The organism is Micromonospora sp. WMMD975 (genome assembly GCF_029581215.1).
Classification (GTDB): Bacteria; Actinomycetota; Actinomycetes; order Mycobacteriales; family Micromonosporaceae; genus Micromonospora.
The window spans coordinates 4,469,621-4,484,226 of sequence record NZ_CP120739.1 but is presented as its reverse complement, the minus strand read 5'-3'; the positions used below and the strand labels follow the sequence as shown (position 1 = coordinate 4,484,226).

General features: G+C 72.6%; 21 protein-coding genes and 1 pseudogene. 10 read left to right on the top strand and 12 right to left on the bottom strand.

What is annotated here, in order from left to right; genetic code table 11:
* Positions 1-146: 146 nt before the first annotated feature.
* Positions 147-923 carry a peptidoglycan DD-metalloendopeptidase family protein gene (locus O7613_RS19625; protein WP_282289541.1) on the top strand — a complete coding sequence of 259 codons (777 nt, stop codon included), beginning with the start codon at positions 147-149 and terminating at the stop codon, positions 921-923.
* A gap of 43 nt (positions 924-966) precedes the next feature.
* Here the strand turns inward: O7613_RS19625 and O7613_RS19620 are convergent, their stop codons facing one another.
* From O7613_RS19620 to O7613_RS19600, 5 genes and pseudogenes are all read right to left on the bottom strand, one after another.
* Complete coding sequence (locus O7613_RS19620) at positions 967-1,461, bottom strand: TspO/MBR family protein (RefSeq protein WP_281586981.1); 495 nt, start codon at positions 1,459-1,461, stop codon at positions 967-969.
* A gap of 154 nt (positions 1,462-1,615) precedes the next feature.
* The gene (locus O7613_RS19615) at positions 1,616-1,762 is read right to left on the bottom strand and encodes a GPGG-motif small membrane protein (protein WP_013288160.1); all 147 of its coding nucleotides are present in this window, start codon (positions 1,760-1,762) and stop codon (positions 1,616-1,618) included.
* Positions 1,753-2,530, bottom strand: a pseudogene (locus O7613_RS19610) (metallophosphoesterase). The gene O7613_RS19615 and the pseudogene O7613_RS19610 overlap by 10 nt, the downstream one beginning before the upstream one ends.
* Positions 2,531-2,540: 10 nt before the next feature.
* Positions 2,541-2,750, bottom strand: a complete 210-nt coding sequence (locus tag O7613_RS19605) for a hypothetical protein (protein WP_281590117.1) — start codon at positions 2,748-2,750, stop codon at positions 2,541-2,543.
* Positions 2,751-2,806: 56 nt separating this feature from the next.
* The gene (locus tag O7613_RS19600; protein ID WP_282289540.1) at positions 2,807-3,388 is read right to left on the bottom strand and encodes a nucleotidyltransferase; all 582 of its coding nucleotides are present in this window, start codon (positions 3,386-3,388) and stop codon (positions 2,807-2,809) included.
* A gap of 139 nt (positions 3,389-3,527) precedes the next feature.
* Here O7613_RS19600 and O7613_RS19595 point away from each other — a divergent pair, with 139 nt between their 5' ends.
* Positions 3,528-4,256, top strand: a complete 729-nt coding sequence (locus O7613_RS19595; RefSeq protein ID WP_282289539.1) for a dTMP kinase — start codon at positions 3,528-3,530, stop codon at positions 4,254-4,256.
* On the opposite strand, the gene O7613_RS19590 is transcribed toward O7613_RS19595, so the two are convergent.
* Positions 4,241-4,924 (bottom strand): SDR family NAD(P)-dependent oxidoreductase, encoded by a 684-nt coding sequence (locus O7613_RS19590; RefSeq protein ID WP_282289538.1) that lies wholly within the window; start codon positions 4,922-4,924, stop codon positions 4,241-4,243. The genes O7613_RS19595 and O7613_RS19590 overlap by 16 nt on opposite strands.
* 196 nt (positions 4,925-5,120) lie before the next feature.
* Here O7613_RS19590 and O7613_RS19585 point away from each other — a divergent pair, with 196 nt between their 5' ends.
* From O7613_RS19585 to O7613_RS19575, 3 genes are all read left to right on the top strand, one after another.
* Positions 5,121-6,035: a MurR/RpiR family transcriptional regulator gene (locus O7613_RS19585; protein WP_282289537.1), complete on the top strand. Its 915-nt coding sequence runs from the start codon at positions 5,121-5,123 to the stop codon at positions 6,033-6,035.
* Complete coding sequence (locus O7613_RS19580) at positions 6,032-6,979, top strand: N-acetylmuramic acid 6-phosphate etherase (RefSeq protein ID WP_281586986.1); 948 nt, start codon at positions 6,032-6,034, stop codon at positions 6,977-6,979. Before O7613_RS19585 ends, O7613_RS19580 begins: the two co-directional genes overlap by 4 nt.
* A 468-nt stretch (positions 6,980-7,447) precedes the next feature.
* Positions 7,448-8,437 (top strand): sigma-70 family RNA polymerase sigma factor, encoded by a 990-nt coding sequence (locus tag O7613_RS19575; protein WP_281590118.1) that lies wholly within the window; start codon positions 7,448-7,450, stop codon positions 8,435-8,437.
* Between the two features lie 70 nt (positions 8,438-8,507).
* Here O7613_RS19575 and O7613_RS19570 read toward each other — a convergent pair whose 3' ends face one another.
* On the bottom strand, positions 8,508-9,473 hold the full coding sequence (locus O7613_RS19570) for a C40 family peptidase (RefSeq protein ID WP_281586987.1): 966 nt from the start codon (positions 9,471-9,473) through the stop codon (positions 8,508-8,510).
* Positions 9,474-9,871: 398 nt separating this feature from the next.
* Here O7613_RS19570 and O7613_RS19565 point away from each other — a divergent pair, with 398 nt between their 5' ends.
* Positions 9,872-10,372, top strand: coding sequence for a DUF6232 family protein (locus O7613_RS19565; RefSeq protein ID WP_281586988.1), 501 nt, complete (start codon positions 9,872-9,874; stop codon positions 10,370-10,372).
* Positions 10,373-10,379: 7 nt separating this feature from the next.
* On the opposite strand, the gene O7613_RS19560 is transcribed toward O7613_RS19565, so the two are convergent.
* On the bottom strand, positions 10,380-10,709 hold the full coding sequence (locus O7613_RS19560; RefSeq protein WP_269690258.1) for a DUF3817 domain-containing protein: 330 nt from the start codon (positions 10,707-10,709) through the stop codon (positions 10,380-10,382).
* A 24-nt stretch (positions 10,710-10,733) separates the two neighbouring features.
* Positions 10,734-11,156 (bottom strand): hypothetical protein, encoded by a 423-nt coding sequence (locus O7613_RS19555; RefSeq protein WP_282289536.1) that lies wholly within the window; start codon positions 11,154-11,156, stop codon positions 10,734-10,736.
* A gap of 122 nt (positions 11,157-11,278) precedes the next feature.
* Here O7613_RS19555 and O7613_RS19550 point away from each other — a divergent pair, with 122 nt between their 5' ends.
* From O7613_RS19550 to O7613_RS19540, 3 genes are read left to right on the top strand one after another with little or no spacing between them, the layout of a single operon-like run.
* The gene (locus tag O7613_RS19550; RefSeq protein ID WP_281586990.1) at positions 11,279-11,578 is read left to right on the top strand and encodes a DUF6158 family protein; all 300 of its coding nucleotides are present in this window, start codon (positions 11,279-11,281) and stop codon (positions 11,576-11,578) included.
* Positions 11,578-11,895: a hypothetical protein gene (locus O7613_RS19545; RefSeq protein ID WP_281586991.1), complete on the top strand. Its 318-nt coding sequence runs from the start codon at positions 11,578-11,580 to the stop codon at positions 11,893-11,895. The genes O7613_RS19550 and O7613_RS19545 overlap by 1 nt, the downstream gene beginning before the upstream one ends.
* 32 nt (positions 11,896-11,927) lie before the next feature.
* A complete protein-coding gene (locus tag O7613_RS19540; RefSeq protein WP_282289535.1) occupies positions 11,928-12,467 on the top strand; it encodes a DUF1360 domain-containing protein in 540 nt (179 codons plus the stop codon).
* A gap of 58 nt (positions 12,468-12,525) precedes the next feature.
* On the opposite strand, the gene O7613_RS19535 is transcribed toward O7613_RS19540, so the two are convergent.
* The 3 genes from O7613_RS19535 to O7613_RS19525 are packed head-to-tail and all read right to left on the bottom strand — an operon-like array spanning position 12,526 to position 14,184.
* Complete coding sequence (locus tag O7613_RS19535; RefSeq protein WP_281586993.1) at positions 12,526-12,729, bottom strand: hypothetical protein; 204 nt, start codon at positions 12,727-12,729, stop codon at positions 12,526-12,528.
* A gap of 24 nt (positions 12,730-12,753) precedes the next feature.
* On the bottom strand, positions 12,754-12,978 hold the full coding sequence (locus O7613_RS19530) for a hypothetical protein (RefSeq protein ID WP_282289534.1): 225 nt from the start codon (positions 12,976-12,978) through the stop codon (positions 12,754-12,756).
* 51 nt (positions 12,979-13,029) lie between these two features.
* Positions 13,030-14,184, bottom strand: a complete 1,155-nt coding sequence (locus O7613_RS19525; RefSeq protein ID WP_282289533.1) for a 3-deoxy-7-phosphoheptulonate synthase — start codon at positions 14,182-14,184, stop codon at positions 13,030-13,032.
* A gap of 195 nt (positions 14,185-14,379) precedes the next feature.
* Between O7613_RS19525 and O7613_RS19520 the strand changes: the two genes are divergently transcribed.
* On the top strand, positions 14,380-14,595 hold the full coding sequence (locus O7613_RS19520; RefSeq protein ID WP_281586996.1) for a hypothetical protein: 216 nt from the start codon (positions 14,380-14,382) through the stop codon (positions 14,593-14,595).
* The last annotated feature ends 11 nt before the right edge of the window (positions 14,596-14,606 follow it).

Here is a 14,606-nt window from a genome sequence, read left to right as displayed (position 1 = left end):
GTCCACCCCCCGACCGGACACGGCCCGGTAACAATCCCGAAACTCGCTCACCTGCTTGGGTGCGCTCCCACGGTTCTTCCGCCGAACGGAACTTTCTGCCACCCTGTCCGTATCCCATCGAAGACTTTCGACATCGGAGGTAGTGGATGCGTAAGCGGTGGCTCAGTCTCGGGGCGGGAGTGGCGGTCCTGGCCGCGACCATCGTCCCGGCGGCGCCGGCGATGGCCGCGCCGACGTTCAAGGTTCCGTTCCCGTGCAACCAGTCCTGGTCCGGGCAGACCCGGTCCAACCACAGCCCGGCGAACGCGATCGACTTCAACCGCACCGACGATCTGGGCGACCCGGTGGTGGCCAGCGCGCCCGGCACGGTCGACGTGGTGACCAACCTCGGCGACACCAGCTACGGCAAGTACGTGCGGATCAACCACGGGGGTGGCTGGACCACCTACTACGCGCACCTGAACGCCTTCAACGTCTCGGTGGGGCAGACCGTCGGATACGGACGGGTGATCGGATACGTCGGCAGCACCGGCGGCTCCACCGGACCGCACCTGCACTACGAGCAGCGGTCGGGCGGCAGTGCCGTGAAGATCAAATTCAACGGCGCGGCGGCGCTCTACTGGGGCACCAAGACCTACAAGAGCGACAACGGCTGCTCCGGAGCGAACACCGGCGCGGGCACGGTGAACACCGCGGGCTCGCCGCTGACCGTGCGCTCCGGCCCGGGCACCGGCTACAGCGCGGTCGGCTCGGTGGCCGACGGGGCCGGCGTGACGATCCACTGCCAGACCAGCGGCACCTCGGTCACCGGCACCTACGGCACCAGCTCGATCTGGGACCGGATCGGCTCCGGCCGGTTCATCTCCGACGCCTACGTCTACACCGGCTACGACGGCTACATTCCCGGCGTGCCCCGCTGCTGACCGGACCGGGCGCGGGGGCGACGGCTCCCGCGCCCGGAGCCGGTCAGGCGTTCATCCGCCAGATGGCGAAGTTCAGCGCGGCGGCGAACGTGACCCACGCCCAATACGGCAGCATCAGCAGCGTCGCCGGCCGGGAGACCCGGCGGAACAGCGCGACGGTCACGCCGATCGCCAGCCACATCAGCACGATCTCGGCGAACGCCAACCCGTACCGGCCGGCGCCGAAGAAGAGCGGGGTCCAGATCGCGTTGAGCACCAGTTGCGCGACCCAGGCCCCGAGCGCGGGGCCGAATCCGACCCGGCGCCAGACCAGCCAGCCGGCGATCGCGATCAACGCGTAGAGCACGGTCCAGACCGGGCCGAACAGCCACGACGGCGGAGCCCAGGCAGGTTGCTCCAGGCTCTGGTACTCGGCGGAGGTGCCCCGGACGCCCAGCCCGCCGATCGCGGCGGCGGCGAACGTGGCGGCGCCGAACCCCAGCAGAGCCCACCAGCGCCGGCCGCCGCGGGCCCGCCGGATGCTTCCGGAGATCGTCATACCGCTGTGATGCCCGGCCCGGCGTGGCGCAAACGGCAGGCAGCCGGCCGCCGGACGCGAAACGCCGGAGCCGTCGGATCGGTGCGCTCGGGTCTGGGAGGACAGAGCGCCGGACCCGACGACCCCGGCGGGTCATCGGTGGTGCGGGCGGGGGTTACGTGTTGAAGATGCTGACGCCACCCGGGCCGACCAGCAGGCCCACGACGATCAGGACGATGCCCCAGAGGATCTGCCGACGGAAGAGGGCAAGAATTCCGGCGACCACGAGTACGACTGCGAGAATCCAGAGAATCAGCTCCATGTTGGCTGGATACCCGGACCTCGGTGCCGGGAAACCTCCCGCTCAGTCGAGCTGATCTCCCAGGTGGAAGACGCTGTACGCCTGCTTGATCACCGGGTGCGCGACGTTGCGGACCCGCACCCCGCCCGGGGTGGTGCCGCGCTCGGTGCCGTGGTGGGCGTGCCCGTGCAGCGCCAGCGCGGTGGGCGCCGAGTCGATCGCCTGCCCGAGCTGGTAGCAGCCGAGGAACGGATAGATCTCCGGCGGCTCGCCGGCCAGCGTGTCCGGCACGGGGGCGTAGTGGGTGAGCGCGACGAGCGCGTCGCAGTCCAGCGCGAGTAGCGCGGCGGCAAGCGAGTCGGCGCTCTCCCGGGTGGTCCGCACGAACGACTTCATCTCCGGCTCGCCGAAGTCGCTGGCGCACCGCCCGGCGAATCCGCCACCGAACCCCTTCACCCCGGCCACGCCGAGCCGCCCACCTTCGCACTCCAGCACCGTGCCGGTGCCCTCCAGCACGGTGATCCCGGCGTCCTCCAGCACCTTGACCACCTGCGGCACCTGGTCGCACTGGTGGTCGTGGTTGCCGAGCACGGTGATCACCGGCACGCCGAGGTCACCGAACTCCCGCGCCACGCAGCGCGCCTCGGCCTCGGTGCCGTGCCGGGTCAGGTCGCCGGCGAGCAGCAGCACGTCGGCGCAGTCCGGCAGCTCCTCAAGGGCCGGGCGGAACCGGCCCACCACGTCCTCGTCCACGTGCACGTCGCCGACGGCGGCGATCCGGATCACGATCGAACCTCCCTCATGGCAGCTCCTCGACCTGGGTGGGCGCCTGCGCACGGATCACTCCGATGTCGCTCGTCACAGGCGTGTGCGGGAAGCGCTCGGCCACCCGCCGCAGGATCTCCGCACGCCGGTGCGCGCTCTCCACCTCGCCGTAGAGGACCAGGCCGCGTTCGCGGCGCACCACGGTGATGCCCTGCTCGGCCACGGACGGGTCCTCGGCCAGCATGCTCTGGATCTCCGCCTCGACGTACTCGTCGGGGGGCACGTCGCCGGGCTGTCCGGTCACGGGATCTCCCTTCCGCCGGGCACGCCGCCGGGCAGCACGTCCAGCCGATCGAGCAGCACGAGGAACGCCTCCGCGTACGGCGAGTGCTGCGTTTCCTTCCGTACCCGCTCCCAGTCGATCTGTTCCCGCAGCGAGCGGGCGAGCGGCAGGGCGCGGGCGAAGTCGCAGTAGTGCTGGGAGAAGCTGAGCAGCTTGTGCACCATGAGCTGGCTGGCCGACAGCACCGGCATCCGGATCGCGTCGACCGGCCGCTCGATGGTGTCGGCGAAGGTCTCCTCGGTCACCGGCGTCTCGATCGGCCGGTGGATGAGGTCCACCATCCGCCCCTCGTCGTAGACCTTGACCAGCCAGTCCTCCGGGGGACGCTCGGCGGTGAAGCCGGCGTCGACGAGCGCCTCAAGCGCCCGGTCGACGTCTGACTCCCGGATCAGGAAGTCGACGTCGTGCTCACTGGAGTGGCCGCCGTGCGCGTACACCGCGAAGCTGCCGCCCAGCGCGAACGGGATCTCGGACTCCTTGAGCACGGCGGCGACCTTCTTCAGCGTGTGCATCAGGGTCTCGTCCCCGCGCTCGGCCATCTGAGGTCTCCCGTCGTCGTCGTGGGCGGTGAGATTAGGGTGCGTACCCGGCGGACGCCCCGGCCACACCTGTTGGGTCCGCTCGGGGAGGAAAGCGACAAAGCGCCGGTGTGAGCATGCACCGGATAACCTGGGTGAGGTGGCCAGCTCACTGCGGACGCGGCGCGGCGGACCCCGACTACGCGCCGTCGCCCTGATCGGCATCGACGGCTCCGGCAAGACCACCCAGGCCCACCGGCTCGCCGAGGCGCTCACCGCCGCCGGGCATCCGGCCACCTACCACCGCAACGCCGGCGGTCGCCGGTGGCTCGGCCGGATCGCCAAGCGCGTCGGCCGGCCGGACGCACAGCGCCTGGTCGGGCGCGACGGACTGCTCGCGGTCGAGTCCGTGCTGCGCTGGCTGGCCATCGCGCTCGCGCTGCTCAGCTGCCTGGTCACCGGCCGTACGGCGGTGATGGACCGCTGGTCGGCCTGCCAGTACGCGAGCATCCGGGCGCACGGCGGGCACCGGTGGGAACGGCTGGCCCGGGCCGGCTACCGGGTCTTCCCGCCGCCGCGGGTCACCTTCCTGCTGACCGTGGACCCGGCCGAGGCGTACCGGCGGATCGAGCAGCGCGGCACCGACCACGAGAGCATGGGGTGGCTGACCACCGCCGCCGCCGCGTACCGGTCGCTGCCGGAGTATCCCGGTTTCGTGGTGGTGGACGGCGGCGGTTCACCGGAGGAGGTGTCCCGGCGGATCCGGGCGCACCTGAGCGAGTGGCTGCCGGACGACCCGGCGGCCCTGGCCGAACCGGGCGGGGGCGGCCCGCCGCGTCCGCCCGGCGGCGGGCGGGACGGCCCGGTGCCGGCTCAGGCCCGCCCGTAGACCGGGATGCTCGCGCCACTCGTCGGTGCGGACTCGTCGCCGGCCAGGAAGCGGATCACCGCGGCGATCTCGGCCGGCGGCACCCATCGCCGGTGGTCCGCGTCGGGTTGGGCGGCCCGGTTGGCCGGGGTGTCGACGACGCTCGGCAGCACCGTGTTGCACCGCACCCCACGCTGCTTGTACTCCACCGCGACCGCGTTGGCGAACGCCTGCACCCCGGCCTTCGCGGTGGCGTAGCCGGCCGCGCCGGGAAACGGGGCCGCCGCCGCCCGGGCCGACACGCAGACCACCGCGCCGCCGCCGGCCGCGACCAGGTGCGGCAGCGCCGCCTGGGTCACCAGGTAGGTCGGGCGCAGGTTGATCCGCAGCATCCGCTCGAACTCCTCGACCGGGGTCTCGTGCACCAGCCCGCCGCTGGCGTACCCGCCGACGAGGTTGACCACCGCCCGCAGCGGCGCCGTGGGCTCGCCGGTGGCCGTTGCCACCGCCCGCGCGGCGCCCTCGGGGGTGAGCAGGTCCGCCGTCACCCGCACCGGCCCGTCGGGCGTCGTCTCCCCGGCCTCCCGACCGGGCACGACCACCCGCCACCCTCCGCCGAGGAAGGCGGCGGTGACCGCGCCGCCGAGCCCACCCGTGCCTCCGGTCACCAGCACCGTGCGATCCACCATGCCGCTCACGCTAGCCGCCGGTCGCGCCCGTTCGCCGGATGGCCGGCCGGCGGGAGCGAGTCGACCGGACCGGGGGAGGCGGTGGGGCTGCGGTGATGGGACCCTGAACGCGGGGATCAGGCGCGGAAGGCGGTAAATTTCCCGATACGCGGTGTCATGGTTGACGCTCCCGCCTTACTGAAAGTAAGTTTCATCCGTGGCGAAGAGTCCGAAGATTTCTGCGAGTCACGAGCCCGGTGGACTGATCGTCCACATCAGCGGCCTCCTGCCCTCGCTGTCCCCGGCCGAGCAGCGGGTCGCCCGGCTGGTCGTCGCCGATCCCGCGGACGCGGCCCGGCGCACCATCACCGACCTCGCCACCGCCGCCGAGACGTCCGAGGCGACAGTCATCCGGTTCTGCCGCTCGGTCGGCATGAACGGCTACCCGCAACTGCGGATCCGGCTCGCCGCCGAGGCCGCCCGCCGGATCGAGCCGCCGGACGCCCGGGTGGTCGGCGGCGACATCCCGCCCGGCGCCGACCTGGCCCAGATCATCGCCACCATCGCGTTCAACGACGCACGGGCCGTCGAGGAGACCGCCGAGCAGCTCGACCCGGCGGTCTGCGCGCAGGTGGTCGAGGCGATCGGCGCGGCCGGCCGGATCGACGTCTACGGCGCCGGCGCCAGCGGCTTCGTCGCCTCCGACTTCCAGCAGAAGCTGCACCGCATCGGCCGGGTCGCGTTCTACTTCCCGGACGTGCACACCGCGCTCACCTCCGCCGCGCTGCTGGGCCGGGGCGACGTCGCGATCGGCATCTCCCACACCGGCACCACGTCCGACGTCATCGAGGTGCTGGAGCAGGCCCGCACGCGCGGGGCCACCACGGTGGCGCTCACCAATTTCCCCCGCTCACCGATCACCGAGGTCGCGGACCACGTGCTCACCACCGCCGCCCGGGAGACGACCTACCGGTCCGGCGCGACGGCCAGCCGGCTGGCCCAGCTCACCGTGGTGGACTGCCTCTTCGTCGGCGTGGCCGCCCGGAGCCGGGCCCGGACGAAGAAGGCGCTGGAGGCCACCGCCGAGGCCGTCCAGTCACGCCGGGTGGGCCCGGGGCGGAGGCGGGCATGACGCCGGGTCGGGTGGAGCGCGACGAGGTGGCCGCCGTGCGCCCGGTGGTGCGCGTCGGCGCGCCGACCGAGCGGCGCAACCCGCACAGCGTCGACCTCGACCTGATGTCCACCCGGGACGTGCTCACCGTGATCAACGAGGCGGACCGGCGGGTGCCGGCCGCGGTGGCCGCCGTGCTCGACGAGATCGCCGAGACCGTCGACCTCGCCGTCGCCGCGTTGCGTGACGGGCACCGGGTGCACTACTTCGGCGCCGGCACCTCCGGTCGCCTCGGAGTGCTCGACGCGGCCGAGCTGGCCCCCACGTTCAACTCGCCACGGCACTGGTTCTGCGCGCACCTGGCGGGCGGCCCGGAGGCGATGTGGCGGGCCGTCGAGGACGCCGAGGACGACGAGGGCACCGGCGCCGCCGAGGCCGCCGACTGCGTACGCCCCGGTGACCTGGTGGTCGGCCTGGCGGCAAGCGGGCGCACCCCGTACGTCCTCGGGGCGCTCGCCGCATCCCGGGCGCAGGGTGCCGGGACCGTGCTGCTCTGCGCCAATCCGGAGGCCGAGGCCGCCGGCTCGGTGGACGTGTTCATCGGGGTGGACACCGGACCCGAGGTGGTCACCGGTTCGACCCGGATGAAGGCCGGCACCGCGCAGAAGTTGGTGCTCAACACGTTCTCCACGGCCGTGATGGTGCGCCTCGGCCGGGTCTACTCCAACCTGATGATCGACATGGTCGCCACGAACGCGAAGCTGCGCGGCCGGATGATCTCGATCCTGGTGGAGGCCACCGGCTGCGCCGAGGAGGTCTGCCGGGTCGCCCTCCAGCAGACCGACGGCGACCTCAAGACCGCCCTGGTCACGCTGGTCTCCGGGGCCGAGGTGCCGGCCGCCCGGGCCGCCCTGGCCCGGGCCGCCGACCAGGTACGCGGCGCCCTGGCCCTGCTCGCCTCCTGACGCCCGGGTCCGACCCTCCCGCGCGGCACCCGCCGGCTGCATCCGCCCGGCGGGTGCGACGCGTATCACGTGGCGGGAGGGGACGGCTCTGACCGGGCGGATTGTTCAACGAGGCGGAGGGTAATCCTTCACGGTGGCTGAACCGACCGGTCCGCGGGCTCGTATCACGCAGTGACCAGGATCGCAGATACGTGGTGACGCGGCTCGCTGTGTTCATGGAACGGGCAATGGTGCCATTCCATGGGCGGACGGTGATTCCGCTGCTGCGGACTCCGTTCACCAGGGCGTCCGTGGGCCACCCGGGTAGGGGTCCTGACAGCAAACATGGACCGGGCTCTCAGCTACCACTCAGGCATTCGTGACAGTTTCGACTCACGACATGGAATCCCCGACACGTCACATCTGTTGTGTAGGTGTCAGCACCTACGGGCACAGCGGAGGTTACGGGGAGGGCTGATGAACGTGGGGATGGCAAGGAACCGGGCAACCGGCGCGAGTGAGGGGACCGTGGCAATCGTGGACAAGAACATCGGCATGCGTACCGACGAGGTCGCCGAGGAGCGGGACCTGGTCGGCGTCTACCTGCACGAGATCTCCCGGACGCCGCTGCTGGACGCCGCCCGGGAGGTGGAACTCTCCAAGTCGATCGAGGCCGGCCTCTACGCCGAGCACCTGATCGACACCGAGCGGATTCCCGACGGGGCCACCCGGGAGGAGCTGGAGCGCGTGGTCGTCGACGGTGAGCGGGCCAAGGACCTGTTCATCCGTGCGAACCTGCGGCTGGTCGTCTCCATCGCCCGCCGCTACGTGCGCTCCGGCATGCCCATGCTGGACCTGATCCAGGAGGGCAACACCGGCCTGGTCCGGGCCGTCGAGAAGTTCGACTACGAGCGGGGCTTCAAGTTCTCCACCTACGCGACCTGGTGGATCCGCCAGGCCATCAGCCGGGCGATCGCCCAGCAGGAGCGGACCGTGCGGCTGCCCGTGCACCTGGTGGAGGACGTCAACCGGATGCGCAACGTGGCCCGGCAGCTCACCCGCGAGCTGGGTGGCGACCCGGAGCCGGAGCAGATCGCGACCGCGCTCGGCGTCACCGTCGAGCGAGTCAACGAGCTGGTCCGCTGGTCGCAGGACACCGTCTCGCTGGACACCCCGGTGGGCGACGACGGCGACACCAACCTCGGTGACCTGGTCGCCGACAGCGACGCGCCGTCGCCGGAGGAGATCGTGCTGACCGGCCTGGAGCGGCAGCGGATCGAGGGTCTGCTCAACCACCTCGACGACCGGTCGGCCGGCATCATGCGGGCCCGCTACGGCCTGGAGGACGGCCGCGAGCACTCGCTGACCGAGGTCGCCTCCCGGTTCTCGCTCTCCCGGGAGCGGATCCGCCAGCTGGAGATCCAGGCCCTCGGCCGGCTCCGTGAGCTGGCCCGCGCGGAGGGCTTGCAGGCGGCCTGACCTGGTAGTAATTGAAACGACGAACGGCCGGCGTCCGATAGGGGGACGCCGGCCGTTCGCCTGTCCGGGGTCAGACCCGGCCGTAGCCGGCGATGCTCATGATGTTCATGCCCCGCTTGCTGACGTTGCGGCCCGCGCTCGGCGCGTCGATGATCTGGCCGCTGCCGACGTAGATCGCCACGTGCCCGAGCCCGGAGTAGAACACCAGGTCTCCCGGTTGCAGCTGGCTGCGGCTGATCCGGGTGGTGGCCTTCCACTGCTTTGCCGCGTTGTGCGGCAGTGACTTGTTGGCGGCCCGCCACGCGGCCATCGTCAGGCCCGAGCAGTCGTAGCTGCCGGGACCGTCGTTGCCGTACCCGTACGGCTTGCCGACCGCGCCGTAGGCGTACCGCACCGCGATCCCGGCATCGCCGGAGACCGCCGGCGGCTTGCCCGCCGAACTCGCCTTGGCCGGCGCCTCGGTGGCCCGCCCGTACGCCTTGCGGCGCATCTCGTAGAGGCGGGACAGGTCCGCCTCGATCCGCTTCTTCCCGGCTTTGAGTTGCTTGACCTGTGCCGCCTCCCGGGCCAGCGTGACGTCCAGTTTGGTCTTCTGGTCGATCAGCCGGCGCTGGTCGGCGGTGAAGCCGGTGATGGTGCGCTGCCGCTGGCGGGTGAGCTGGTCGAGCGTGCCCAGCCGCTCCGGGAGCGCGGCCGTGCCGCCCGGCTCCAGCAGGGCCGCGGCGGTGCGCATGCCGCCGGTCTTGTACGCCGTCGCGGCGAGCACGGCCACGTCGGCGCGACTGCGCTCGGCCTGTTCCTGCAAGGGGCCGATCCGGGCCTGCAACGAGGCCGCCTCGGCCTTGTTGGCCTTGATGTCCTCGTTGAGCTTGTTGTAGGACTCGACGATTCGCTCCAGCTCAGTCGAGGACTTCTCGATCTGCTTCGTCAGCTCGGCGGTGGTGGGCTCGGCCCGAGCCACCGACGCCGGGGCGAGCAGCGCGGCCGAGAGGCCGGCCACCGCGAGCGAGCGGAGCAGCATCCGTAAGGACGACAAGAGCGGAAAGCTCCTCTCCATGGTCGGCGGGGACGCCTGCGCGACCCGTCGACACCGACCCGGCGCCGTCCGGGCGGACGGCGGTCGACCGGACCGACCTGGACAACCTAACCCGTGATCGGAGTTGTCGGGAGTTCAAGCAGGGGCGAAAGTTGGCAAAGTGTCGGAAAGTGACAATGATGACGTTCAACGGTCTGTGACCGTTTCGCGAACCGAATGGCCTCGCGTCGGGCTCCTCTGCGTAAAAGGTGAGGCTCGCCCCATTCGTCGTTCTGGGCGGATGCCGTGCCGACGGTTCGTGCCGAAGGCGAAAACCCGAGGTCGGGTGGCGGACCGGCCACACAATGGGACGCGGATCCGGGAATCCCACCACGGGACCCCGATCCCGGGAGGCCACCGTGCAGACCGATCGTTCCTCCACCCATCCGCCCGCCCCCACCCTGCTCTACGCCCGGCCCGGCATCGTGGTCACCGGCGAACGCTTCACCGTCGGCCGCAGCAGCTGGCCGGTGGCCGAGATCACCCAGCTCCGGACCGCCCGCGGACCGCACGACCGGCTCGCCGTCCGGGCGGTCGGCGTCTCCGCCGCGCTGATCGCCGCCGTCGGCGTGCTGCTCGGCTTCACCGGCGGCCTGCACCGGCTCACCGCCGGGGCGTACCTCACGCTCGGCGCGGCCGGCCTGCTGCCGCTGCTGCTCGTGCTCGCCGGCGACCGCTGGCGGCCCCCGGCGCACGAGCTGTGGGGACGGATCCGCGGCACCGAGGTGCTGCTGTTCAGCAGCGACGACGAGCGCCAGTTCGGCCAGGTCGCCCGCGCCCTCGGGCGCGCCCGGGAAGGAGCCCGCCTCGGCGGCTGGACCGACCCGCCGGGCGCCGGGCCGTGGCGGCCGGCGCGCTGAGCCGTGGTCAGCCGGCGACCGGCTCCGGGGTCCGGGGCCGGCGCTCGGCCGCCACCCAGTGGCTCACCCGCCGCTCGGCGTAGAACGAGACGAACGGCACCGTCCCGGCCAGCATCACCAGCAGCATCCGCTTCAACGGCCAGTCGGCCCGGCGGGACAGGTCGAACGTGAGCGCCAGATAGAGCATGTAGAGCCAGCCGTGCGCGACGCCCACCACGGCCACCACGCTCGGATTGTCGAAGCCGTACTTCAGCGGCATGCCGATCAGGACCAGCACCACCAGCGCCACGCCCACGATCCAGGCGATCACGCGGTACCGGGTAAGGGCTCCGCCCACCGTCGTCCGTCCTTCCGACCGGCCTCAGCCGGGATAGTCGCCGGGCCGCGCGCCCGGATTGGCGTTCAACCAGGAAAGGTAGCGGTTGTACGCGGCCAGATCGCCGTCGTCCGCCCCGTCGACCGGGCCCACCGGCACCCGGACGGCGCGCACCGGCCGGCGTACCACCGGGGTCCCGGCGGCGACCGGCGCGCCGGCCGCGCTCACCGGCGGCGCGGGCTCGGCCGGCTGCCCGGGTTCGGCCCGCAGCGCCTGCCGGACCTCGCGCCACCAGACGAAGACCACGAAGCCGGCGAAGACCGGCCACTCGATCGCGTAACCGAAGCTCAACGAGTTGCCCCCGGCGGCCCGGGTGACCTGCCACCAGCCCAACCCGAGGAAGCCCACCACAAGCACGACCATGGCCACGTGGCGGACGATCCACGCCGGTGTCCGGAGCCGCTGCATGCCATCGAGGGTACCGGGGACGCCGGCCGTCTCCGACGCGGTGTCGTAGGTGGGCGTGGTTTGGTGGCACCCCCGCTGGGCAACCGTCTAGTCGCCAGCCCGAACGAGACGAGGGGGCGACGATGACCGAATCGGCAAGCCGGGACGCCAGCCCGGAGCAGCGGGTCACCGAGTGGGACGGCGACCACGCCCGCGCCGGGACCGTCGACGAGGAGCTTCCCGGCGTGGACCCCACCGAGCTGGGCGACGACGACCTCATCCGGGAGGTACGCAGCCTGCACCGGACCCGGCTGGACACGCTGCGGCACGCCACCGACTCCGCGCTCGCCAACCACCTGCGCCGCACCGCCGAACTGGAGACCGAGTACCTGGCCCGGCACCCCGGCCGGGAGGTCGACCCGCACCGGCTGCGGGACGTCTGATGGCCAGTCACGCCGAGCGCGGCATGTCCGCGCCGCCCGAGGTGGTGTTCAACACCGCGACCGACCCGGACCGCTCCTCCGCCTGGCTGCCCGAGGAACTGCGCCGCTCCGGCACCTGCCGGGTGGAGGTGCTCGACGCCGAGGACATGCGGGCCAGGTGGAGCAGCGCCGACTGGTCGGCGGAGATCGACGTGGAGCCGGCCGACGCCGGCGGCGCCCGGGTCCGGCTGGACCTGGCCGGCCCGGACCACGACCTGGCCGACGAGATCCTGGCCAACCTCGACCGCGAGGTGGCCGACAACCTGACCGCCGGTTGATGCCGGCCGGTACGACGACGAGGGAGGCCGGGTTGACCGGGAGTGGCCTGAAGCAGAAGGTGGCGCGGCTGCGCCAGGCGTACGCGCCGCACGAGCACCGACCGCTGGAGGGCTACCTGAAGGCGATGGGCACATACGCCGGGGTGACCGCGGCCCTGGTCGGGGTGGTCCGGGCGACCGGCCGCCCGGTGCCCGAGCGGCCCACCCCGGGGGACGTGGTGCTGCTCTCCATCGCCACGCACAAGCTGAGCCGGCTGATCTCCAAGGACGCGATCACCAGCCCGTTGCGGGCGCCGTTCACCCGTTACGACCACCCGGGCGGCAGCGGCGAGGTGATGGAGCAGGTCCGCGACGAGGGCAGCCCCACCCGGCACGCGCTCGGCGAGCTGGTCAGCTGCCCGTTCTGCCTGGCGGTGTGGGTGGCCACCGGGCTCACCGGCGGCCTGGTGCTGGCGCCCCGACTGACCCGGCTGGTGGCCACCGCGCTGACCGCGGTCGCCGCCTCCGACTTTCTCCAGATGGGCTACGCGGTGGCCCAGCGGGCGGCCGAGGGCGGCCACCAGGAGGAGTGAGCCGACGAACGACGGGGCCGGCGCGTGCGCGCCGGCCCCGCTTCGCTCGCGCCCGGGGTCAGGTGGGGGTGGTGCCGTGGTCCTCGCCGGCCCAGCCCCGTGACGTCTCCGACTCCCGCTCGTCCTCCCCGGTGATGATGTCCCGGTCCACCGCGGTGCGGTCGTGCTCGTTGGCGAAGTCCGGCTCCGGCAGCGTGTCGGTGCCCTCCGGGGGCTGGCCCAGCGCCGCCAGGTGCTCGTGGTCGGGCTCGCGGTCGGTCATGCGCGTCCTCTCGTCGACGGGGGCTCAGGCGACCGTGCCGCCGAGCATGTCGGTCACCTCGTCCACCGCGTACTCGCCCTGTGGCAGCGCGGCGATCCGGGTGAGCAGCTCCGCCGGTAGCTGGGCGGCCACCGCCCGGCGGTAGATGTCCGCCTGGCTGATCCGCTCCTGGCCCTGGTAGAGGTGGTCGAGCAGGTCGTCGAGCGGCCTGGTGTCCGGCTGCTCGGTCACGGGCGCGTCGTCTGTCACGCCGACCACCTACCCGGCCCCGAACCGGTCAAACGCCACCCCGACCCCGGCTCAGGCCGGCGCGGGCAGGGTGGCGCGGCGGGCGCGGACCGCCTGCGCCAGGTGGTCGAGCACCTCGTCGGTGGTGTCCCAGCCGATGCACGCGTCGGTGATCGACCGGCCGTACTCCAGCTCCCGGGTCGGGTCCAGGTCCTGCCGACCGGAGCGCAGGAAGCTCTCCAGCATGATCCCGACGATGCCGCGCTGGCCGGCGGCGAGCTGCGCGGCCACGTCCGCGGCGACCCGCGGCTGGTTGCGGTGGTCCTTGCCGCTGTTGGCGTGACTGGCGTCGATCACCACCCGCTCGGGCAGGCTCGCCGCGCGCAGCAGGTCCAGCGCCCCGGCCACCGACTCCGCGTCGTAGTTGGGTCGGCCGCCCCCGCCGCGCAGCACCAGGTGGCCGTCGGCGTTGCCCCGGGTGTGCATGATCGCCGGAGTGCCGGACACGTCGATGCCGGGGAAGACGTGCGGCACCCCGGCCGCCCGGATCGCGTCCACGGCGGTGGCGATGCTGCCGTCGGGGCGGTTCTTCATGCCGATCGGCATGGACAGGCCGGAGGCGAGCTGCCGGTGCACCTGGCTCTCCACCGTCCGGGCGCCGATCGCGCCCCAGGCCACCGTGTCCGCGATGTACTGCGGGGTGATCGGGTCGAGGAACTCGCAGCCCACCGGCAGGCCCAGCCGCAGCACGTCGAGCAGGAGGGCACGTGCGGTGCGCAGGCCGGTGTTCACGTCGCCCGAGCCGTCCAGCGCCGGGTCGTTGATCAGGCCCTTCCAGCCCACGGTCGAGCGCGGCTTCTCGAAGTAGACCCGCATCACCACGAGCAGGTCGTCGGCGACCCGGTCGGCGGCCTCGCGCAGCCGGCCGGCGTATTCCAGCGCGGCGGCCGGGTCGTGCACCGAGCACGGGCCGACCACCACCACCAGCCGGTCGTCGGCGCGGTCGAGCACCCGACCGACCGCGCGCCGGCCGGCCACGACGGCCTCGGCGAGGGCGGCGTCAAGCGGCAGGTGGTGGTGGAGCAGGGCCGGGGTGGTCAACGGCACGACGCGGTCGATCCGCTGGTCGATGACCCGGCGGGCATCCGGGGACGTGGTCACGGTGGGTTTCCTTTCGCCGACCGTGCCCCGGGGCCGGCGCCCGGGGACCGAGCCGGCAGCTCGCATGCGAAAGGGCAGGGAACCATCCCTGCCCGGCCGGCTCGAAGAGGTGGTGACGTCAGCTCACGGTCGAGTCACCGGCTCCTCCAGCCGGCTGCCTAAACCATCGATACGACCGCGTCACGCCGGCCAGCGTACCCGGACGCGCCCGCGAACGCCCGCGCCGTTCCGCGAAGCGGGACGCGGGGTATGGGAACAGCCATGAGCCACGACCAGAGCGACCAGGACCGGATCTCCTCCCGCGCGCACCTGCTGCCCGAGGAGGCGGCGGCGGGCAGCGACGACGCGCAGGCCCAGGCCGACGCGATCCTCGCCGAATCCGACCTCCGGGAGGAGGACCGGAACGCCGCCCCGGACACGGTGCTGGAGCACCGCAGCTCCGCCGAGACCGTCAACCCCGTCGAGCCGCCCGACTGAGCGTCACGCCC

Coding starts and splice junctions, on each gene's coding strand:
- O7613_RS19625 (WP_282289541.1), top strand. CDS start 147: ATGCGTAAGCGGTGGCTCAGTCTCGGGGCGGGAGTGGCGGTCCTGGCC.
- O7613_RS19620 (WP_281586981.1), bottom strand. CDS start 1,461: ATGACGATCTCCGGAAGCATCCGGCGGGCCCGCGGCGGCCGGCGCTGG.
- O7613_RS19615 (WP_013288160.1), bottom strand. CDS start 1,762: ATGGAGCTGATTCTCTGGATTCTCGCAGTCGTACTCGTGGTCGCCGGA.
- O7613_RS19605 (WP_281590117.1), bottom strand. CDS start 2,750: ATGCTGGCCGAGGACCCGTCCGTGGCCGAGCAGGGCATCACCGTGGTG.
- O7613_RS19600 (WP_282289540.1), bottom strand. CDS start 3,388: ATGGCCGAGCGCGGGGACGAGACCCTGATGCACACGCTGAAGAAGGTC.
- O7613_RS19590 (WP_282289538.1), bottom strand. CDS start 4,924: ATGGTGGATCGCACGGTGCTGGTGACCGGAGGCACGGGTGGGCTCGGC.
- O7613_RS19580 (WP_281586986.1), top strand. CDS start 6,032: ATGACGCCGGGTCGGGTGGAGCGCGACGAGGTGGCCGCCGTGCGCCCG.
- O7613_RS19575 (WP_281590118.1), top strand. CDS start 7,448: ATGGCAAGGAACCGGGCAACCGGCGCGAGTGAGGGGACCGTGGCAATC.
- O7613_RS19555 (WP_282289536.1), bottom strand. CDS start 11,156: ATGCAGCGGCTCCGGACACCGGCGTGGATCGTCCGCCACGTGGCCATG.
- O7613_RS19550 (WP_281586990.1), top strand. CDS start 11,279: ATGACCGAATCGGCAAGCCGGGACGCCAGCCCGGAGCAGCGGGTCACC.
- O7613_RS19545 (WP_281586991.1), top strand. CDS start 11,578: ATGGCCAGTCACGCCGAGCGCGGCATGTCCGCGCCGCCCGAGGTGGTG.
- O7613_RS19535 (WP_281586993.1), bottom strand. CDS start 12,729: ATGACCGACCGCGAGCCCGACCACGAGCACCTGGCGGCGCTGGGCCAG.
- O7613_RS19525 (WP_282289533.1), bottom strand. CDS start 14,184: ATGCGAGCTGCCGGCTCGGTCCCCGGGCGCCGGCCCCGGGGCACGGTC.
- O7613_RS19520 (WP_281586996.1), top strand. CDS start 14,380: ATGAGCCACGACCAGAGCGACCAGGACCGGATCTCCTCCCGCGCGCAC.